This is a genomic window from Pannonibacter sp. CBAS1226 (assembly GCF_055685825.1).
In genome coordinates this window covers 228,845-249,422 of the sequence record NZ_JBVOUO010000004.1, presented here as the reverse complement: position 1 = coordinate 249,422, position 20,578 = coordinate 228,845, and the positions used below count along the sequence as shown (strand labels likewise).

18 protein-coding genes are annotated in these 20,578 nt (G+C 64.2%); 13 read left to right on the top strand and 5 right to left on the bottom strand.

Annotated elements, in window-relative coordinates; translation table 11 throughout:
• Positions 1 to 4 precede the first annotated feature (4 nt).
• The 5 genes from AC0CMF_RS13770 (at position 5) to AC0CMF_RS13750 (ending at position 4,982) form a co-directional block, all read left to right on the top strand.
• Positions 5 to 565, top strand: coding sequence for a F0F1 ATP synthase subunit delta (locus AC0CMF_RS13770; RefSeq protein ID WP_050473643.1), 561 nt, complete (start codon positions 5 to 7; stop codon positions 563 to 565).
• Positions 565 to 2,094: a F0F1 ATP synthase subunit alpha gene (gene atpA / locus AC0CMF_RS13765; protein ID WP_050473348.1), complete on the top strand. Its 1,530-nt coding sequence runs from the start codon at positions 565 to 567 to the stop codon at positions 2,092 to 2,094. Before AC0CMF_RS13770 ends, atpA begins: the two co-directional genes overlap by 1 nt.
• A gap of 37 nt (positions 2,095 to 2,131) precedes the next feature.
• A complete protein-coding gene (locus AC0CMF_RS13760) occupies positions 2,132 to 3,013 on the top strand; it encodes a F0F1 ATP synthase subunit gamma (RefSeq protein ID WP_058898322.1) in 882 nt (293 codons plus the stop codon).
• Between the two features lie 19 nt (positions 3,014 to 3,032).
• Positions 3,033 to 4,457 (top strand): F0F1 ATP synthase subunit beta, encoded by a 1,425-nt coding sequence (gene atpD / locus AC0CMF_RS13755; protein ID WP_472481968.1) that lies wholly within the window; start codon positions 3,033 to 3,035, stop codon positions 4,455 to 4,457.
• A gap of 117 nt (positions 4,458 to 4,574) precedes the next feature.
• Positions 4,575 to 4,982: a F0F1 ATP synthase subunit epsilon gene (locus tag AC0CMF_RS13750; protein WP_019963672.1), complete on the top strand. Its 408-nt coding sequence runs from the start codon at positions 4,575 to 4,577 to the stop codon at positions 4,980 to 4,982.
• A 198-nt stretch (positions 4,983 to 5,180) separates the two neighbouring features.
• Here AC0CMF_RS13750 and AC0CMF_RS13745 read toward each other — a convergent pair whose 3' ends face one another.
• From AC0CMF_RS13745 to AC0CMF_RS13725, 5 genes are all read right to left on the bottom strand, one after another.
• Positions 5,181 to 5,387, bottom strand: coding sequence for a hypothetical protein (locus AC0CMF_RS13745; protein WP_026355509.1), 207 nt, complete (start codon positions 5,385 to 5,387; stop codon positions 5,181 to 5,183).
• Positions 5,388 to 5,630: 243 nt separating this feature from the next.
• Positions 5,631 to 7,256: an NTP transferase domain-containing protein gene (locus tag AC0CMF_RS13740; protein WP_374629829.1), complete on the bottom strand. Its 1,626-nt coding sequence runs from the start codon at positions 7,254 to 7,256 to the stop codon at positions 5,631 to 5,633.
• Positions 7,256 to 7,951, bottom strand: coding sequence for an XdhC family protein (locus AC0CMF_RS13735; RefSeq protein WP_374629828.1), 696 nt, complete (start codon positions 7,949 to 7,951; stop codon positions 7,256 to 7,258). The genes AC0CMF_RS13740 and AC0CMF_RS13735 overlap by 1 nt, the downstream gene beginning before the upstream one ends.
• Complete coding sequence (locus tag AC0CMF_RS13730; RefSeq protein WP_019963676.1) at positions 7,941 to 8,261, bottom strand: XdhC family protein; 321 nt, start codon at positions 8,259 to 8,261, stop codon at positions 7,941 to 7,943. The genes AC0CMF_RS13735 and AC0CMF_RS13730 overlap by 11 nt, the downstream gene beginning before the upstream one ends.
• 254 nt (positions 8,262 to 8,515) lie before the next feature.
• A complete protein-coding gene (locus AC0CMF_RS13725; RefSeq protein WP_122519082.1) occupies positions 8,516 to 10,126 on the bottom strand; it encodes a phosphoenolpyruvate carboxykinase in 1,611 nt (536 codons plus the stop codon).
• A gap of 421 nt (positions 10,127 to 10,547) precedes the next feature.
• Here AC0CMF_RS13725 and AC0CMF_RS13720 point away from each other — a divergent pair, with 421 nt between their 5' ends.
• The 8 genes from AC0CMF_RS13720 to tsaE all read left to right on the top strand — a co-directional run bounded on the left by AC0CMF_RS13720 (position 10,548) and on the right by tsaE (position 20,544).
• On the top strand, positions 10,548 to 11,246 hold the full coding sequence (locus tag AC0CMF_RS13720) for a response regulator transcription factor (RefSeq protein WP_026355512.1): 699 nt from the start codon (positions 10,548 to 10,550) through the stop codon (positions 11,244 to 11,246).
• Between the two features lie 16 nt (positions 11,247 to 11,262).
• Positions 11,263 to 13,173 carry a stimulus-sensing domain-containing protein gene (locus AC0CMF_RS13715; RefSeq protein ID WP_374629827.1) on the top strand — a complete coding sequence of 637 codons (1,911 nt, stop codon included), beginning with the start codon at positions 11,263 to 11,265 and terminating at the stop codon, positions 13,171 to 13,173.
• Complete coding sequence (locus AC0CMF_RS13710; protein ID WP_374629826.1) at positions 13,170 to 13,655, top strand: HPr kinase/phosphorylase; 486 nt, start codon at positions 13,170 to 13,172, stop codon at positions 13,653 to 13,655. Before AC0CMF_RS13715 ends, AC0CMF_RS13710 begins: the two co-directional genes overlap by 4 nt.
• Before the next feature lie 134 nt (positions 13,656 to 13,789).
• Entirely contained in the window at positions 13,790 to 14,194 is a 405-nt protein-coding gene (locus AC0CMF_RS13705) for a PTS sugar transporter subunit IIA (RefSeq protein WP_019963681.1), read from the top strand.
• 32 nt (positions 14,195 to 14,226) lie between these two features.
• Entirely contained in the window at positions 14,227 to 14,520 is a 294-nt protein-coding gene (locus AC0CMF_RS13700; RefSeq protein ID WP_058898317.1) for an HPr family phosphocarrier protein, read from the top strand.
• A gap of 307 nt (positions 14,521 to 14,827) precedes the next feature.
• A complete protein-coding gene (gene ahcY, locus AC0CMF_RS13695; protein ID WP_374629825.1) occupies positions 14,828 to 16,216 on the top strand; it encodes an adenosylhomocysteinase in 1,389 nt (462 codons plus the stop codon).
• Between the two features lie 226 nt (positions 16,217 to 16,442).
• Positions 16,443 to 18,965 carry a PAS domain-containing sensor histidine kinase gene (locus AC0CMF_RS13690; RefSeq protein ID WP_374629824.1) on the top strand — a complete coding sequence of 841 codons (2,523 nt, stop codon included), beginning with the start codon at positions 16,443 to 16,445 and terminating at the stop codon, positions 18,963 to 18,965.
• 7 nt (positions 18,966 to 18,972) lie between these two features.
• Complete coding sequence (tsaE, locus tag AC0CMF_RS13685) at positions 18,973 to 20,544, top strand: tRNA (adenosine(37)-N6)-threonylcarbamoyltransferase complex ATPase subunit type 1 TsaE (protein WP_374629823.1); 1,572 nt, start codon at positions 18,973 to 18,975, stop codon at positions 20,542 to 20,544.
• The last annotated feature ends 34 nt before the right edge of the window (positions 20,545 to 20,578 follow it).

Genomic DNA, 20,578 nt, shown 5'->3' with positions numbered 1-20,578 from the left:
CCTGGTGACTGACAACGTATCTCTCGTATCCGGCGTCGCGAAGCGCTATGCTTCTGCCCTGCTGGACCTTGCCGGGGACGGCGGCGTGACCGCAGACGTCGAGCGTGATCTCAATGCGTTTGAAGGCATGCTTGCCGAAAGCGCGGATCTCGTCCGTCTGGTGCGCAGCCCCGTATTCAGCGCCGATGAGCAGCTTGCGGCTCTGGACGCGCTGCTTGCCAAGGCCGGTATCACCGGTCTTGCCGCGAATTTCGTGAAGCTGGCTGCAAAGAACCGCCGCCTCTTCGTTCTTCCCGACATGATCAAGGCCTTCCGGGCGCTTCTCGCCGAGAAGCGTGGCGAGACGACTGCTGAAGTCGTTTCCGCTGCTCCCCTGTCGGATGCGCATGTCGCTGCCCTGAAGGAAGCGCTCTCTGCTTCCACGGGCAAGTCCGTCAAGATCGCCGCGAGCGTTGATCCTGCCCTCATTGGCGGCCTTGTCGTCAAGGTCGGCAGCCGCATGATCGACACGTCGCTGCGCACCAAGCTCAATACTCTCAAGTTCGCAATGAAAGAGGTCGGCTGATGGATATTCGGGCCGCGGAGATTTCCGCTATCCTCAAGGACCAGATCAAGGGTTTCGGCCAAGAAGCCGAAGTGTCCGAAGTCGGTCAAGTGCTTTCCGTCGGTGACGGTATTGCGCGCGTTTACGGTCTGGACAACGTCCAGGCCGGTGAAATGGTCGAGTTCCCGGGCGGTATCCGGGGCATGGCGCTCAACCTTGAAACCGACAACGTCGGTGTCGTGATTTTCGGTTCCGACCGCGACATCAAGGAAGGCGACACTGTCAAGCGTACCGGCGCCATCGTGGAAGTCCCGGTCGGCAAGGGCCTGCTCGGCCGCGTTGTCGATCCGCTGGGCAACCCGCTGGACGGCAAGGGCCCGATCGAAGCTGCCGAAATGCGCCGCGTCGACGTCAAGGCTCCCGGCATTCTGCCGCGCAAGTCCGTGCACGAGCCCATGTCCACCGGTCTCAAGGCGATTGACGCCCTGATCCCGATCGGCCGCGGCCAGCGCGAGCTCGTCATCGGTGACCGCCAGACCGGCAAGACCGCGATCATCCTCGACACCTTCCTCAACCAGAAGCCGCTTCATGAAGGCTCTGACGAGAGCAACAAGCTGTACTGCATCTATGTCGCAGTCGGCCAGAAGCGCTCCACCGTCGCCCAGTTCGTGAAGACCCTGGAAGACAGCGGTGCTCTCGCCTACTCCATCGTCGTCGCCGCGACCGCTTCGGATGCTGCTCCCCTGCAGTTCCTGGCTCCGTTCGCTGGCTGCGCCATGGGCGAGTACTTCCGTGACAACGGCATGCATGCCGTGATCGGTTACGACGACCTGTCCAAGCAGGCCGTGGCTTACCGTCAGATGTCCCTGCTGCTCCGCCGCCCGCCCGGGCGCGAAGCTTTCCCGGGCGACGTGTTCTACCTGCACTCCCGTCTGCTGGAGCGTGCGGCCAAGCTGAACGAGGACAACGGCCTCGGTTCGCTCACCGCGCTGCCGGTCATCGAGACCCAGGCAAACGACGTGTCGGCCTACATTCCGACCAACGTGATCTCGATCACCGACGGTCAGATCTTCCTTGAAACCGACCTGTTCTACCAGGGCGTCCGCCCGGCCGTGAACGTGGGTCTGTCGGTGTCGCGCGTCGGCTCCTCGGCCCAGATCAAGGCGATGAAGCAGGTGGCAGGCCCGATCAAGGGCGAGCTGGCTCAGTACCGCGAAATGGCGGCCTTTGCCCAGTTCGGCTCCGACCTCGACGCCACCACCCAGCGCCTGCTGAACCGTGGTGCCCGTCTGGTCGAGCTGCTGAAGCAGCCGCAGTTCTCGCCGCTGAAGACGCAGGAGCAGGTTGCGGTCATCTACGCCGGCGTGAACGGCTACCTGGACAAGATCCCGGTGGACCGCGTTCGCGAGTTCGAGGCTGGCCTGCTGCTCTCCCTGCGTGGTGAGCATGCGGACCTCCTCGACGCCATCTGGCAGAAGAAGGCCCTCGACGATGAGCTGACCGCGCGCCTTCGTGCCGCGATCGAAGCTTTCGCCAAGAGCTTCTCGTAAACCAGAAACGCTGTCGGGATAAGGAGCAGGGGCGGCCATGCCGAGCCTGAAGGACCTAAGAAACCGTATCGCCTCGGTCAAGGCGACGCAGAAGATCACCAAGGCCATGAAAATGGTGGCCGCGGCGAAGCTGCGTCGCGCCCAGGACGCTGCGGAGGCGGCCCGGCCCTATGCGGAACGCATGGAGCAGGTGCTGGCCAACATTGCCGCTGCCTTTGAAGGCCGCGATGATGCGCCGAAGCTGATGACCGGAACGGGGCGCGATCAGGTACATCTCCTGATCGTCGCCACCGCCGAACGCGGCCTGTGCGGCGGCTTCAACTCCTCGATCGCCAAACTGGCGCGCGAGCGGGCCCGGAGCCTCATTGCACAGGGCAAGGAGGTGAAAATCCTCTGCGTCGGCAAGAAGGGCTTCGATGCCATCAAGCGCGAGCTTGGCAAGTACGTCATCCGCACCATCGAGCTGCGCGGCGTGAAGTCCGTTGGCTATGCCAACGCGACTGACATCTCGGACGTCGTCTTCAAGATGTTCGAGGCCGGCGAGTTCGACGTCTGCACCCTGTTCTTTGCCGAATTCAAGTCGGTGATCAGCCAGGTGCCGACAGCGCAGCAGCTCATTCCGGCCAAGCTGCCGGAGACGGCCAAGGCTGCCGATGGCGCGTCGCTGGTGTACGAGTACGAGCCCGACGAGGCCGCTATTCTGACCGACCTTCTGCCCCGCAACGTGTCGGTGCAGATCTTCCGTGCGCTCCTTGAGAACGCCGCCTCCGAGCAGGGCGCCCGCATGTCCGCCATGGACAATGCGACCCGCAACGCAGGCGACATGATCAAGAGACTGACACTGCGCTACAACCGCCAGCGTCAGGCTCAGATCACCAAGGAACTGATTGAAATCATCTCGGGCGCCGAAGCGCTCTGACCGGATCGAGGATTGAGGGATGGCTGACAACAAAGTCGGACAGATCACCCAGGTCATCGGCGCCGTGGTCGACGTCAAGTTCGACGGCCACCTGCCGCAGATTCTGAACAGCCTGGAAGCGGACAACCAGGGCACCCGTCTGGTGCTCGAAGTTGCCCAGCATCTCGGCGAAAACACCGTTCGCACCATTGCGATGGACTCCACCGAAGGCCTCGTGCGCGGCCAGAAGGTCACCGACACCGGTGCCCCGATTGCCGTGCCGGTTGGCGCCGGTACCCTGGGCCGCATCATGAACGTGATCGGCGAGCCGGTTGACGAAGCCGGCCCGATCCCGCATGACGCCAAGCGTGCCATCCACCAGGAAGCTCCGAGCTTCGTCGAGCAGTCGACCGAAGCCCAGATCCTGGTCACCGGCATCAAGGTGGTGGACCTGCTGGCTCCTTACGCCAAGGGCGGCAAGATCGGCCTGTTCGGCGGCGCCGGCGTCGGCAAGACCGTTCTGATCATGGAACTCATCAACAACGTCGCAAAGGCGCACGGCGGTTACTCCGTGTTCGCCGGCGTGGGTGAGCGTACCCGTGAAGGCAACGACCTTTACTGGGAAATGATCGAATCGGGCGTGAACAAGAAGGGCGGCGGCGAAGGCTCCAAGGCTGCTCTCGTTTACGGCCAGATGAACGAGCCCCCCGGGGCCCGCGCCCGCGTTGCTCTGACGGGTCTCACCGTCGCCGAGCATTTCCGTGACCAGGGCCAGGACGTGCTGTTCTTCGTGGACAACATCTTCCGCTTCACCCAGGCCGGTTCCGAAGTGTCCGCTCTGCTCGGCCGTATCCCGTCGGCCGTGGGTTACCAGCCGACGCTGGCGACCGACATGGGCACCATGCAGGAACGCATCACCACCACCACCAAGGGTTCGATCACCTCGGTGCAGGCCGTTTACGTGCCCGCCGACGATCTGACCGACCCGGCGCCGGCTTCGACCTTCGCCCACCTCGACGCAACGACGGTTCTCAACCGCTCGATCGCCGAAAAGGGCATCTACCCGGCTGTGGACCCGCTGGACTCGACCTCGCGCATGCTGGATGCCCGCATCATCGGCGAAGAGCACTACAATGTGGCTCGCCAGGTGCAGCAGACCCTGCAGCGTTACAAGGCCCTGCAGGACATCATCGCGATCCTGGGCATGGACGAGCTGTCTGAAGAAGACAAGCTGACCGTGGCCCGCGCCCGTAAGATCGAGCGCTTCCTGTCCCAGCCGTTCTTCGTGGCCGAAGTCTTCACCGGTTCGCCGGGCAAGCTCGTCGCCCTCGAAGACACGATCAAGGGCTTCAAGGGCCTGGTCGAAGGCGAATACGATCACCTTCCGGAAGCTGCCTTCTACATGGTTGGCAACATGCAAGAAGCGATCGAGAAGGCCCAGCGCCTGGCTGCTGAAGCTGCCTGATGCGATCTGCCGCTGCCGGAACCCGGCAGCGGCCTGTAACCGGCGGGCGCCCGTGTGGCGCCGCCTCTTGCAGGGCGGCTTTGCCGCCCGCATTGCGACGAACAAAGGACACGCCAGATGGCACAGCCATTTCAGTTTGAGCTTGTCTCCCCTGAGCGCCTTCTCCTGTCGGACAAGGTTCTCGAGGTCACCGTTCCCGGCAGCGAAGGCGAGTTTGGTGTCCTGAAGGATCACAGCCCGTTCATGGCCACCATGCGTCCGGGCCTGCTGAAGGTCCGCACCGGCGAAGGCAAGCTGGTCGAGTACTTCGTGCGCGGCGGCTTTGCCGACGTGTCCACCAGCGGTCTCACCGTTCTGGCCGAACAGGCCATTCCGGTTTCCGAGCTGAAGGCCGAAGTCATCGCCCAGCAGGTGCAGGACGCCCGTGAGGACGTTGCCGACGCCCGCGACGACGAAGCGCGCACCAAGGCCGAAGCAACGCTGGCCCAGCTGATCGAAATCCAGACGGCGCTCAAGGCAGCCTGAGGGTAACGGCCGGTCACGCACATAGCGGACATTTTTCGAAACGCGGTTCTCCGGAGCCGCGTTTTTTGTTTGCCGCAGGGCAATCTTCCTCCCTGCTCCATTCTGGCGTGAACAAGAAAAAACCCGGCTCAACGGGGAGCCGGGTTGAAAGAGGACAGCCGGGAGGAGGAAAGCTGCCCTGTCTTGAGTGTGCCTCTATCAGGCCGCGATGCGCTTGAAGGCCGGAGCAGACGCGCTCTTCGAACGGCGGCGCTCTTCCGGCGGCATGTAGACCAGTGCGCGGTGGTCCGTGCAGTAGGACGTGCCGGACTCGACGCGCACATTGCACGGGAACGTGTAGTTGCCGCTGTCACCTTCGGCCCACTTGCAGCGGCCAGGACGCGGGAGGCTCAGAGCATTATCCATCTTCTTTTCCTTCTTGCCGGTCTCTGTTGCAGGAAAACGCAAAAGACCGGCCGCTCCTCCGGAACTTGCCGGGCGGCCAGACGTCGCATTCTCGTGCTGGAATTTCATGGCGGAGCCAGACAGGACCGAAGTTCACGTCCGCAACCGCAAATCAAGTGAAGGTTACATAATGCCCTTGCCTGATTTGCGCAAGAGCTTAGCCGTCATGGAAGACCTGCAGGCAAAGCATGGCTGAAACTGCAGTTAACCTTCTGTCAATACTCCGCCCTCCGCAGCCAGAGACTCGCGCGTGTCGAGATCAAGCCGCGCGGCACGGCCCAGTTCAACTTCAGTACAGACATCATCATGCGCGCCTATGAGATGCCGGGCGCCCGTATCACCTTGAAGCTGCATGAGATCTTCGCGGAAGCGCGTATCGATGAGCACCGGATTGCCGCGCTTGCCCTCGGCCGTCGCCAGCACGATCAGATGCCCCTCGCTGCGGTCATGGGCGGCGACCAGCGCATCAATCATGGTGCCGGTGATGCGCGGCATGTCGCCCAGCAGAATCACGACGCCATCGAGATTGTCCGGCAAGGCCCGCAGCCCAAGGCGGATGGAACTGGCCATGCCTTCTTCAAAACCGGGGTTTATGACCGCTCGCACACGGCTTCCGTCCGCTTCTCCACTCACCCGTTCCGCCATGTGGCCGGTGACGAGGATCACCTTTTCGAGCTGACTGGCCGCGGCCGCGTCAATGACATGACGCACAACGCTCTTGCCGTCCAGCTGTGCCAGAAGCTTGTTGCCGCCCGCCATGCGGCTGGAACTGCCCGCCGCCAGAATGATGCCGCCATAGCGCCCGCTGGCACTCGTGGCTGAAAACTTGCCCGCCCCCTGCTGCCGGGGCTGCGGGCGGCTGGCGATCTCCATCAGAAGGCCGCCAACGCCAAGCCCGGTCACAACCTCCGGCGTCACAGTTAGCCCCGCCAGCAGCCGGTTCAGCACCCAGTCGAAGCCATTTTCCGCCGGACTGCGGGCACAGCCCGGCGCGCCGATGACCGGCATGCCGTCCAGTTCGCCCAGCAGCATCAGATTGCCCGGATCCACCGGCATGCCGAAGTGGATTACCCGGCCACCGGCCTGTTCGATGGCGGCGGGCAGAATATCGCGCCGGTCGGCAATGGCGGAGGCGCCGAAGAGCACGAAGAAATCCGCCCCCTGGCGCTTCAGGGCGGCAAGCGCCTCTGCCACCGCGTCCCTGTCATGGGCCACCCGGTGTTCGCCAATCACCACGCTGCCGGAGGCCTCAAGCCGCCGCTCCAACACCTTGCGGGTCTTGTCCAGGGTAACCGCCTTCAGCTGCGGCAGCAGGGTTGCCACCAGCCCCACCCGGCGGGGCCGGTAGGGCGCAACGCGGATTGCCCCTGCCCCGGCCAGTTCCGCCGCAGCCAGATGGTGTTCGGCCACCGCATAGGGGATGATCTTGGCTGTTGCCACCATCCGGCCCGCATTCACGGCGGCAAATTCCGGCAGGGTGGCGAAGGTCAGCGCCGGATCAATGCGGTTCATGGCATCGACCTTCTGCCGGTCGATCACCAGTACGCCGTTCACCTCCGCATGAAGATTGACGCGGCCGGTCTGCACCCCGTCGCGGATCAAGCCGCTGCCCGCTGCGGCCTTTGCCAGCCTCTGCGCCGCCGTGTTTTCATCCACATCGCCAGGCTCCAGCCGCGCCACCGTCACATCCGTCAGCCCCGCTGCGGCCAGCGCCTCGATGTCGGCTGCGGTGAGGCGGTGCCCCTTCTTCAGCAGCCCTTCTGCCGTGCGCGTCGCATGGACCAGCAGCGCGCCTTCGGCTTGCGCCAGAGGGACGGGACCAAACTGCATCAGCGCCCCCCGCCCGGCTTGCGCAGCACCGCAATCACTTCACCTAGCACCGCCACGGCGATCTCGGCCGGTGAAGCTGCCCCGATATCAAGGCCGATGGGCGCGCGGATGCGGGCGAGATCCGCTTCTGCGACACCCGCCGCCGCCAGCCGCTGCAGGCGGGAGGCGTGCGTCTTCCGGCTGCCCAGCGCGCCCACATAAAAGCACCCCGCCCGCAGCGCGCTTTCCAGCGCAAAGTCATCGATCTTCGGGTCATGGGTGACGGCGGCCAGCCCCGTATAGGCATCCAGCGGGCGCTCGCGCAGTGCATCCTGCGGCCAGTCGGCCATCAGCACCTCCGCCGGGAACCGCTCGGGACTGGCAAAGGCGGTGCGCGGATCAATCACCGTCACGTCAAACCCGGCAATCTGCGCCATGGGCAGAAGCGCCTGCGAGATATGCACCGCGCCGATGATCACGAGGCGCGGCGATGGCACGGAAACGGTGAGGAAGGACTGCGTTCCATCCTCCGCGCTCACCAGCCCGGACGCGCCGGACAGGAACCGCTTTTCCAGCTCTGCGGCGAGAGGGTCCTCAGCCGCGACCACCCCCTTTTTCACCAGCCGCTGGGCGCCGCTGGCAAGCTCCGTCACCAGAATGGCGGCACGGCGGGCCGAACGCTCCTCATTGAGAGCGGCAAGAAGATCAAGCTGCATGGGTGACCGGCTCCACATAGACGCGGATGCGCCCGCCGCAGGACAGGCCAACCCGCCAGGCGGTTTCATCGGCGACGCCGAATTCCAGCATGGAGGCCTTGCCGGAGGCAATCACGTCCGCCGCCTCGGCGACGACCGCGCCTTCGACACAGCCGCCGGAGACGGAGCCCTCGAAATTGCCCTGTGCATCAATGACGAGATGGGAGCCAACCGGCCGGGGCGCAGAACCCCAGGTCTCCACCACCGTCGCAACCGCCACCTTGCGGCCCGCCTTCACCCAGGCTTCTGCCACTGCCAGTTCATCCGCCATGGCACTCTCCCTCATGGTCTTTCCCGCAAGGATATAGGGAGGATGCAGGCGCTGGAAAGAAAAACCCGCTCAGCCGGTTCAGCTGCAGGAATACGGGCAGAAAAAAGAACAGCGCCCCGGAGGGCCGGGGCGCTGCAGCGGAACCAGGCATGATGGGTGCGCATGCCGGGGCCCGTTTGGAAAGCTGTAAAACGCGAGACAGCCGCAGCGGGGCTGCGGCTGTCTCTCATGTCATTCCCGCACGGGAAAGCGGATCACTCAGCCGCGTTGCGCGAAGCCGGAGCTGCAGCCAGAACGGAGCTGTCCACCGCGTCTTCGAACTTGGCGAAGTTGTCGATGAACATCTGCACCAGCTTCTTGGCCTGCGCGTCATAGGCGGCCTTGTCGGCCCAGGTTTCGCGCGGGTTCAGGATGGCGCTGTCGACGCCCGGCACGGCTTCCGGAACGGCAAAGCCGAAGTTCGGGTCCATGCGGAAGGCGGCGGTCTTCAGCGAACCATCCAGCGCGGCGCGCAGCAGCGTCCGGGTTGCCTTGATCGGCATGCGGCTGCCGGTGCCATAGGCCCCGCCCGTCCAGCCGGTGTTCACCAGCCAGCAATCGACGCCCTGCTCGGCGATGAGATCACGCAGCAGGTTGCCGTATTCGCTCGGGTGGCGCGGGATGAAGGGTGCGCCGAAGCAGGTCGAGAAGGTCGCCTGCGGCTCGGTCACGCCCTTTTCCGTGCCGGCCACCTTGGCGGTGTAGCCGGAAAGGAAGTGGTACATGGCCTGCGCCGGGGTCAGACGGGCGATCGGGGGCATCACGCCGAAGGCATCGGCGGTCAGCATGATGATCGTCTTCGGCTGCGGTGCAACGCCCGTGGCACTGGCGTTGGAGATGAAGTGGATCGGATAGGCCGCACGGGTGTTCTCGGTCTTCGAGCCATTGTCGAAGTCCGGCACGCGGGCGTCATCCAGCACCACGTTTTCCAGCACGGTGCCGAAGCGCTGCGTCGTGGAGAAGATCTCCGGCTCAGCTTCCTTCGACAGCTTGATGGTCTTGGCGTAGCAGCCGCCTTCGAAGTTGAAGACGCCGGTCTTGCCCCAGCCGTGCTCGTCGTCACCGATGAGAGTGCGCTCCGGATCAGCGGAGAGCGTGGTCTTGCCGGTGCCCGACAGGCCGAAGAAGACAGCCGTGTCACCGTCCTTGCCGACGTTGGCCGAGCAATGCATCGGCATGACGCCCTGCGGCGGCAGCAGGTAGTTGAGGAAGGTGAAGACGGACTTCTTCATCTCGCCGGCATAGGACGTGCCGCCGATGAGCACGATCATGCGCGACAGGTCGCAGGCAATGACCGTTTCGGAACGGCAGCCGTGACGGGCCGGATCGGCCTTGAAGTCCGGCAGATCGATGATGGTCATCTTCGGCACGAAGGTGGCCAGCTCTTCCGCCTTCGGGCGGATCAGCAGGTTGCGGATAAACAGCGAGTGCCACGCAAACTGGGTATAGACACGCACGGGAAGACGATAGGCTGCCTCGGCGCCACCGTAGAGATCCTGCGCGAACAGATCCTTACCCTTGGCATGATCGAGGAAGTCGCCCAGCAGAACGTCGAACTGCTCCGGCGTCATCTTTGCGTTGTTGTCCCACCAGACCTGATCTTCGGTCGAAGCATCACAGACAACGAACTTGTCCTTCGGCGAACGGCCCGTGTGGGTGCCGGTGTCAGCCACCAGAGCCCCGCCGGCCGACAGCCGCGCCTCACCGCGCTGCAGCGCGTATTCGTAAAGAGACGGTTCGTTCTGGTTCCAATAAATCGCACCGAGCCCCGTCAGGCCGATTGTTTCAAGGCCGCAGGCCGGGTTCCGGACACCTGTCTCTTTCATGATCGCGCAGTCCCTTAATCTGTCTACACGCGCCAGAGGGCCGGGGGATCGCACCTGATCTGCTGCCCCTCAAGTCCCGGCGCAGGCGGACCCTAGTTGATCTGCTGCTGCGCAACAAGAGAACAGAAAGGATGATTTGACCATTTAATCGATTAAAAAACAAAGACTTGGCAGAACGATTTATTTTGGACCGTGAATTTAAGCAAAACTGTGACGCAGAACACTTTGTCTTTCGCAGATCACACCCACATGACAGACGGGCGCCGAGGTTCCCGCCTTATAAAAACGGCGGCTAATGGAACCGGCAGAAGATTAAAGAGTTGGTATGCAATTGCCTTTGCCTTATTTTATGCGCAATTGCGGGGCCAAAGGCTGAAGGTGAGTTACGACATTGACGGATCAAAGGACGAAGACCCGCATCATGCCGACTATTGCACTCGTCGACGATGACCGTAACATCCTGACTTCGGTTTCCATTGCACTGGAATCGGAAGGATACAGGGTCCAGACCTATACGGACGGTGCCTCCGCCCTGGATGGTCTTCTCAGCGACACGCCCAATCTTGCGATCTTCGACATCAAGATGCCGCGGATGGACGGGATGGAACTGCTGCGCCGCCTGCGCCAGACCTCGGATCTGCCGGTGATCTTCCTCACCTCCAAGGATGACGAGATCGACGAGCTGTTCGGCCTGAAGATGGGCGCGGACGATTTCATCCGCAAACCCTTCTCCCAGCGCCTGCTGGTGGAGCGCGTGCGCGCCGTGCTGCGCCGGGTGCAGCCGCGCGATGCCTCCGCCCCGCGCGAGGATGGCGACAAGCTGCTGGAACGCGGCCAGCTTCTGATGGATCAGGAGCGCCACACCTGCACCTGGAACGGCAAGCCGGTGACGCTGACCGTGACCGAGTTCCTCATCCTCTCGGCGCTGGCCCAGCGCCCGGGCGTGGTGAAGAGCCGCAATGCACTGATGGATGCGGCCTATGACGATCAGGTCTATGTGGACGACCGGACCATCGACAGCCACATCAAGCGCCTGCGCAAGAAATTCAAGATGGTGGACGACGACTTCGACATGATCGAGACCCTTTATGGCGTCGGCTACCGGTTCCGGGAGACCTGAGGGTTCCTGACGCCAGATGGCAACTGACACCGGGGAAGACATGCGCCTTCACGCGAAGGAGCAAGACGGCAACGCCCGCGCAGAGGACAGCGCGGGCGAACGCACGTCTCCGGCTGCCCTGCGCCATCTTGGCAACCCACGCCTGCGCCGAAGGTTCCTGAACCGGGCCGGGGCACTGCTCGGCACCTATGTTTTCTCCTCGCTGACCCGGCGCATCGTGGTGCTGAACCTCGCCGGCCTCATCGCGCTGGTCTCCGGCATTCTCTACCTCAACCAGTTCCGCGCCGGGCTGATCGACGCCCGTGTGCAGAGCCTTCTGACGCAGGGCGAAATCATCGCCGGCGCCATCGCCGCCTCGGCCACGGTGGACACGGGCGCCATTACGGTTGACCCGGAACGCCTGCTGCAGATGCAGGCGGGCGAAACACTGATGCCCAGCACCACAACGGTGGAATCCCTTGATTTCCCGGTCAATCCCGAGCGTGTCGGGCCGGTGCTGCGGCGGCTGATCTCGCCGACCAAGACCCGCGCCCGGATCTATGACACACAAGGCATGCTGATCCTTGATTCGCGCCAGCTTTACAGCCAGGTGATGCGCTACGACCTGTCCCCGCCCACGGTGCAGGAGGATGGCTTCTTTGACCGGATCTGGCAATCGGTGAAGATCTGGCTGCGGCGCGGTGATCTGCCGGTCTATCAGGAAGCCGGTGCCGGTGACGGGCTGATCTATCCTGAGGTGGAAGCCGCCGTTTCCGGCTCCCCCGCCAGCATCGTGCGCCTGTCGCCGCGCGGCGAGCTGATCGTCTCCGTGGCCGTGCCGATCCAGCGGTTCCGGCAGGTGGTGGGCGCGCTGCTGCTCTCCACGCAAGGGGGAGACATTGACGCCATCGTCAGCGCCGAGCGGATCGCGATCATCCGCGTGTTCATGGTGGCCGCAGGCGTCATGCTCGTCATGTCGATCCTGACGGCCGGCACCATTGCCGGGCCCGTGCGCCGCCTTGCTGCGGCGGCAGAGCGGGTGCGGCGCGGCGGCAAGTCACGTCAGGAGATCCCGGAGTTTTCCGACCGGCAGGACGAAATCGGCCATCTTGCCCGCTCCTTCCGCGACATGACCAATGCGCTCTATAACCGCATGGATGCCATCGAGCGCTTTGCCGCTGACGTGGCGCATGAGTTGAAAAACCCGCTGTCCTCGCTGCGCAGCGCCGTGGAAACCCTGCCGCTGGCGAAATCGGACAATTCGCGCGCCCGCCTGCTGGAGGTGATCCAGCATGACGTGCGCCGGCTCGACCGCCTGATCACCGACATTTCCGACGCCTCGCGGCTGGATGCGGAACTGGCGCGCGGCAGTGCGGAGGTGCTGGATGCGAGCCGCCTGTTGCGCAATGTCGCCGACATGGCCAACCAGCGTGCCACCGACGACGCGCCGCGCGTGATCCTGACCATCGCAGACGTGAAGAATGCCGATGTGAAGGGCAGCAGCACCCGTCAGGACCGGCATGCCGACAAGGCCGCCGAAAAGGCGGAGGAGAAAGGCTATCTGATCCTCGGCCATGACAGCCGGCTGGCGCAGGTGATCAACAATCTGATCGACAATGCCCGCTCCTTCTCACCCCCCGGCGGCACCGTGCGCATCGGCGCCAGCCGCACAGGCAACACGGTTGTCATCACCGTCGATGATGACGGCCCCGGCATCCGGGCCGAGAAGATCGAGCGCATCTTCGAGCGCTTTTATACCGACCGGCCCGATGGCGAGGCCTTCGGCAACAACTCCGGCCTTGGCCTCTCCATCTCGCGCCAGATCATCGAGGCGCACCGGGGCACGATCACGGCGGAAAACCGCACGGAGACCGATCCGGAAACCGGTGAAAAGACCATTCTGGGTGCGCGCTTCATCATCACCCTGCCCGCAGGCGGCAGCGCATGAGCGGCCATGCAGCTCATGGCGGCCTGCTGGTGCATGGCTGCGCGGTCATCCTCGGCACCACGGGTGTACTGATCCGCGGCGCCTCGGGCTCCGGCAAGTCGCGGCTGGCGGCAGAACTGGTGGAGCGGGCTGGCCGCAACGGCCATTTCGCCGCCCATGTGGCCGATGACCAGTGCCTGCTGGACGCGGCAGCGGCAGGCCTGAGGGCGCGGGCGCCGCAGACCATCGCCGGGCTGGCGGAGCTGCGCGGGCGCGGCATCGTGCCGGTTCTCCATGAGCCTGCGGCCCTGATCAGCCTTGTGGCCGATCTTGAGCCGGCAGCAAAAATCGAGCGCATGCCGGAGGCAGACGCCCTTTCCACGGTGCTGCTGGACCGGCTGATTGCCCGCCAGCCGGTGCCCTCCGGCGATGCGGCAGGCGCAGTGGCCTTGATCCGGGAGGCCCTGCGCGCGATTTATCCGGGAAAGCGGCCGCCTGTTTAGGCCGTGTTAATGAGAAAACTGCTTGCTTTGGGCGCCACGCTTGCCGACATTGCGGCAACAGCGTTCAGATCCGGCGCAAGCCCCGGGAAACCGGACAGACCGGACCCACGACGAAAGACACAGGTCGGCAAGGCATGATTGGACTGGTACTCGTGACCCATGGCCGCTTGGCGGAAGAGTTCAAGGCGGCACTTGAGCACGTGGTTGGCCCGCAGACGCAGGTCGCAACGATTGCGATCGGTCCGGAGGACAACATGGAGCAGCGCCGTCAGGATATCCTCGGCGCTGTCGAGGAGGTGAACACCGGCGCAGGTGTCGTGCTCCTGACCGACATGTTCGGCGGCACGCCCTCGAACCTTGCCATCTCCGTGATGGACGGCAAGACCATCGAGGTGATTGCCGGGGTGAACCTGCCGATGCTGATCAAGCTGGCCAGCGTGCGCGCCGACCGGGGCCTTGCCGATGCGGTGGAGGAAGCCCGCAAGGCCGGCCAGAAATACATCTCCGTCGCCAGCCAGGTTCTGTCCGGCAACGGCTGACGCCAGCGCCCCGAAGAAAGACACTGACCACGATGGATGCCGCGCCAAACATGACACGCCTCGAACGCAGCCTGCTGATCGTCAACCAGCGCGGCCTCCACGCCCGCGCCTCCGCCAAGCTGGTGAAGCTGGTGGATACGTTCAACGCGGATGTGCGCGTGTCAAAGGACGGGCAGACCGTCGGCGGCACTTCGATCATGGGCCTGATGATGCTGGCCGCAGCGCCCGGCTGCTGCATCCACGTGGAAGTGACCGGCCCCGAAGCCGAAGCCGCCCTGACCGCCATCGCCGCGCTTGTGGCGGACAGGTTCGGCGAGGAGGATTGAGGGGCAACGCTCCTTCTTCGCACGTCTCTGAAACTCTCCCTTTGATATCTACAGTCAGACCGCGCGTGTTTCAGCGCGCCGGGTGTTTGCGCGTGTCCGCCAACACACCCTTAACCCCGTTCCCGCATTTCCTTCCTCATATAAAGAAATCTTTATATCCGCATTGATAGGGCTGAAAGGCCGCTATATAAGGAGCGGAATGGGATTCCGGGGCTGTTGCCGTGAGGCGGGCAGACCTGGCCGGGTGCAGTGCACCTTCGTGCCGCCAGCGGGCGGCTGCTGAAACAGATCAGAACAGGATCAGGTCATGACCGACTATATCGTCAAGGACATCAAGCTCGCCGATTGGGGCCGGACGGAAATCGAGATCGCCGAAACCGAAATGCCGGGCCTGATGGCCAGCCGCGCCGAATTCGCCGCCTCTCAGCCGCTGAAGGGCGCCCGCATCGCCGGCTCGCTGCACATGACCATCCAGACGGCCGTGCTCATCGAAACGCTGGTGGCCCTTGGCGCCGAAGTCCGCTGGGCTTCTTGCAACATCTATTCCACCCAGGACCAGGCAGCTGCCGCCATTGCCGCTGCCGGCATCCCGGTCTTCGCCATCAAGGGCGAGACGCTGGAAGAATACTGGGACTATGCCGACCGGATCTTCGACTTCCCGGAAGGCGCCAACATGATCCTCGACGATGGTGGCGATGCCACGCTCTACATCCTGCTCGGCGCCCGCGTCGAAGCCGGTGAGACCGGCCTCATCGAAGATCCGAAGTCCGAAGAGGAAGAATACCTCTTTGCCCAGATCAAGAAGCGCATGGCCAAGAACCCGGGCTGGTTCACCAAGCAGCGCGATCTGATCCAGGGCGTCACCGAAGAGACCACCACGGGCGTGCTGCGCCTTTACGAGATGCAGAAGAAGGGTCAGCTGCCCTTCCCGGCCATCAACGTGAACGACAGCGTCACCAAGTCCAAGTTCGACAACCGCTATGGCTGCCGTGAATCGCTGGTGGACGGCATCCGCCGCGGCACCGACGTGATGATGTCGGGCAAGGTCGCCGTGGTTTGCGGTTATGGCGATGTGGGCAAGGGCTCGGCCCAGTCGCTGGCTGGTGCGGGCGCGCGCGTCATCGTCACCGAAATCGACCCGATCTGCGCCCTGCAGGCCGCCATGGACGGCTTCGACGTGAAGACGCTGGATCAGGTGGCCGGCACGGCTGATATCTTCGTCACCGCCACCGGCAACAAGGACATCATCACCCTCGACCACATGCGGGCGATGAAGGACATGGCCATCGTCTGCAACATCGGTCACTTCGACAACGAGATCCAGGTTGCCGCGCTGAAGAACCTGCAGTGGCGCCCGGTCAAGGATCAGGTCGACATGGTCGTCTTCCCGGACGGCAAGCGCATGATCCTTCTGTCGCAGGGCCGCCTCGTCAACCTTGGCAATGCCACCGGCCATCCGAGCTTCGTGATGTCCGCCAGCTTCACCAACCAGGTGCTGGCGCAGATCGAACTCTTCACCCGCGGTGATCAGTACCAGAACGAGGTCTACGTGCTGCCGAAGCATCTGGACGAGAAGGTGGCCCGCCTGCACCTCGCCAAGCTGGGCGTCTCGTTAACCGAACTGACGGACGACCAGGCCCAATATCTGGGGATTAACAAGACCGGTCCGTTCAAGTCGGAACACTACAAGTACTGATTTCAAGCGCTCGGCACACCACATATTGTGCCATATGGAATCTGACTTGCGTAGAAGCACAAATGCAGGCCCCGTCCACCCGGACGGGGCCTGTTAACTTTTCATCAACAGACTCTTTAGCGCGATTCCCGAACAAGGTATGGTCAAGACGAATCAGGGGATTGAGGCAGCTCCCTGACGACTCCGGCCTCCGGCCGGACTGAATGGCGGCAAAAGAGGTAGGCAGATGCCGGTAGACGGCGGTTCACGCTTGCGCAAGGGCGCAGGGCGGCGGAGACGGATTCTGAAAACGCTCTCCCTCTCGGGCGTGAGCGCCCTTGCCCTCGCCGCCAGCATGGGCAGCAGCCTGGCACAGGCGGCAAGCACCTCCACCGCACAGTTCGGCGCCGACCAGATGGTCTGGCTGGCCGCCCTTGGCGGGGCCTGCGCCTTTGCCGTCACGGCCTCCTTCGCCTTTCTGCGCAACCGCCGCACCAGCGCTGCCCGCATCGGTGCACTTTCGCGCGAGAACCGCGATCTCAAGCTTTTCGTCGACCGGCTGGAATCCATGCTCAACACCGAAGAGCAGCGGATCATTGCCTGGACCGGGCTTGGCGAACGCCCGGGTCTGACGCCGCATGTCTGGGGCAACCTGCCGGACAGCTGCGGCGCGCCGCGCAGCGCCGCCCAGCTTCTGAGCTTCGGCAGCTGGCTGGATGCGAAATCGGCCGAGCTGCTGGAAGATCACCTCGCCCGCCTGCGCAGCATTGGCGAGGCTTTCTGCATCACGCTGGAAACCCGCCACCGTACCTATATCGAGGCCGTGGGCCGCACGGCGGGTGCCGCCTCCGTGCTGCGCCTGCGCGACCTGACCGGCGACCGCCAGTCGCAGGCGGAGCTCGCCGCCCGCAACGCGCGCCTCTCCGGTGAGCTTTACATGCTGCATGCCCTGCTGGAGGCGATGCCCGCCCCGGCGTGGCAGACGGATGCCGAAGGCAAGGTCAACTGGGCCAACCGCGCCTATGCCCGCGCCGTCGATTGCGCCTCACCCGAGGCGGCCGTCAGCGGCGCTGTCGAATTCCTCGATGCGCCGGCGCGCGAGGCCATGAGCCGCGAGCGCAACGATGACGGCTGCTTCCGTTCGCGCATGCCGATTGTGGCAGCCGGCGAGCGCCGCGTCTTTGAAGTGACGGATGTGCGCTCCAACGTCGGCAGCGCCGGCATGGCCATCGACATTTCCGAGCTGGACCGCACCAAGAAGGAACTGAAGCGCACCGAGGAATTCCACGGGCGCACGCTGGACCAACTGGCGACAGCGGTGGCCATCTATGGCGCAGACCGCAAGCTGCAGTTCTACAATGCCGCCTTCCGTGCCCTGTGGGATCTGGACACCGGTTTCCTCGACGGCCAGCCGGAAGACGGCATCGTGCTCGACACGCTGCGCGCCGGGCGCAAGCTGCCCGAGCAGGCCGATTACCGCGTCTGGCGCACCAAGATGCTGGAAAGCTACCAGTCGCTGGAAGCGCGCGAAAGCTGGTGGCACCTTCCGGACGGCCGCACGCTGCGCGTCATCGCCAACCCGCATCCGCAGGGCGGCGTGACCTACATCTACGAGAACGTGACCGAGCGGCTGGACCTCGAAAGCCGCTACAACGCCCTGATCCGCGTTCAGGGCGAAACGCTGGACAATCTGTCCGAAGCCGTCGCCGTGTTCGGCTCCGACGGGCGCCTGCGCCTGTGGAACCCGGCCTTCAGCGAAATCTGGGCGATGCCGGAAGACCAGCTTTCGGTCATGCCGCATGTCAATGACATCGTGAACACCTGCGCCGCCAACACGGGCGAAATGGAAGCCTGGCACCTGCTGGCAGGGTCCATCACCGGGCTGATGGACAGCCGCACGCATCTGGCCGGCCGCATGGAGCGGCGCGACGGCTCGGTGCTGGATTACGCCACCGTGCCCCTGCCGGACGGCGGCACGCTGGTGACCTTCGTTAACGTTACCGACAGCGTCAACATGGAGCGCGCCCTCGTTGAAAAGAACGAGGCGCTGCAGCAGGCGGACGATCTGAAGAACGCCTTCATCCAGCATGTTTCCTACGAATTGCGCTCGCCGCTGACCAACATCATCGGCTTTGCCCAGCTTCTGTCCGATCCGAAATTCGGCGAGCTTTCCGACAAGCAGGGCGAATACGCAGAATATATCCTGTCCTCGTCCTCGGCGCTGCTGGCGATCATCAACGACATTCTCGACCTGGCCACCATTGATGCGGGCATCATGGAGCTGGACCTCAGCGAAGTGGATGTGGCGCAGACCGTGTCCGCCGCCGTCGAGGGCCTGAAGGACCGGCTGGTCGAATCGCAGATCGTGCTGCGCACCCATGTGCCGGATGACATCGGCACCATGCTGGCGGATGAGCGCCGGCTGCGGCAGGTGCTGTTCAACCTGATTGCCAATGCCGTGCGCTATTCCGAGGAAGGCGGCATCATCGATGTGACCTGCACCCGGCAGGGCGCCAGCGTCGTCTTCACCGTCAAGGACCGTGGCTGCGGCATTCCGCAGGAGATGATCGAGGCCGTGTTCAACCGCTTTGTCGGCCACGATTCGGGCGCAAGACGCCGGGGCGCGGGCCTCGGCCTGTCCATCGTCAAGAGCTTCGTGGAACTGCACGGCGGGCATGTGGAGATCCAGTCGCGGGAGGGGAACGGCACGACCGTGACCTGCACGTTTCCCGCCAAGCCCGAAGTGACCGGCCGGGTCGCTGCCGAGTAAGCCCGGCATGAGCCCCGCGCACCCGCTCTCCCCCACGCTCAACCTCACCATCGCCGATGAAGCCGCCATGGTGCGGCTGGCCGAAGACATCGCCGCCATCCTTGGCCCCGGCGATGTGATTGCGCTCAGCGGTGATCTGGGCGCGGGCAAGTCCACCTTCAGCCGCGCCCTGCTGCGCGCCTTTGCCGGTGATCCCGCGCTGGAAGTGCCGAGCCCCACCTTCACCCTCGTCCAGACCTATGATCTGGACCGGCTGACCATCTCCCATCTCGATCTTTACCGGCTGGAAGAGCCGGAGGAGCTGGAAGAACTGGGTCTGGAGGATCTGACGGCCACGGGCGCGGCGCTGATCGAATGGCCGGAAAAGGCCGGCCATTTCCTTCCCGCCAGCCGGCTGATCCTGTCCATCGCCCATTCCGGCGAGAATGACGCCCGTGCGGTGACTTTCTCATTTGCCAGCCCTGCCGCAGAAAGCCGCTGGGCGCAGCGGCTGGCGCGGACGCAGCGCATCCGGGCACTGGCAGAGGAGGCCGGTTTTGCTGGCGCAGAGCGGCGCTATCTGACCGGCGATGCCTCGGCGCGGGCCTATGAGGTGATCCGCACGCCGCAAAAATCCGCCGTGCTGATGAATTCCCCTGCCGCCTATGACCAGGCAAAGCCGGGCGAAATACCCAGCTACAGCGAGACCGTGCACCGCGCCCGCACCGTCGATGCCTTCATCGCACTGACGGGTGAATTGCGGCGGCGCGGCTACAGCGCGCCGGAGCTTTACGCCATCGACCGGGACGCGGGCCTGCTGCTGCAGGAGAACCTTGGCGGCGAAGGCATCATCACGCCGGACAGGCAGCCCATCGCGGAGCGCTACGCCGCCGCCGCGCAGCTGCTGGCGGACATGCACTTGGACACAGACTGGCCGCAGGATCTGCCCGTGACCGGCATGGACGGAGCCCTTCTGGCCCGCCACATCATCCCGGCCTATTCGGCAAATGCCCTGCTGACGGAGGCTGATCTCTTTCTCGAATGGTATGTGCCCTGGCGTGCCGGAGCGGATCCCGCCACCCTGCCTGCAGCGCCGGATACGCAGGAGCGGGCGGAATACCGCGCCCTGTGGCAGACGGCCTTTGCCCGGATCAGGGATGCGCAGACCGGCTGGGTGATGCGGGACTATCACTCCCCCAACATCCTGTGGCTGGACGGGCGCGAGGGGCACGCGAAACTGGGCCTCATCGACTATCAGGATTGCGTCCTTGGCCCCGTTGCCTATGACCTTGCCTCCCTGCTGCTCGATGCAAGGGTGGATATCCCGCGCGTGCTGGAAGACGGGTTGCTGACCGGTTATCTCGCCCGCCGCAAGGCGCAGGATGCGGGCTTTGACGAAGAGCTGTTCCGTGCTGCCTATGCCGTCATGGGCGCGCAGCGCATCGCCAAGATCCTCGGGGCCTTCGTGCGGCTGAAATATGCCTATGGCAAGCCGCAGTACATGGCCCACATGCCGCGCATGACGGACTATCTCGACCGCACCATCGCCCATCCGGCGCTGGCGGAACTGGCCAGCTGGTTCCGGGCACGGACTGGCTAGGCTCACGCGGTGCCCGGGCATTGGCAAACTGTGA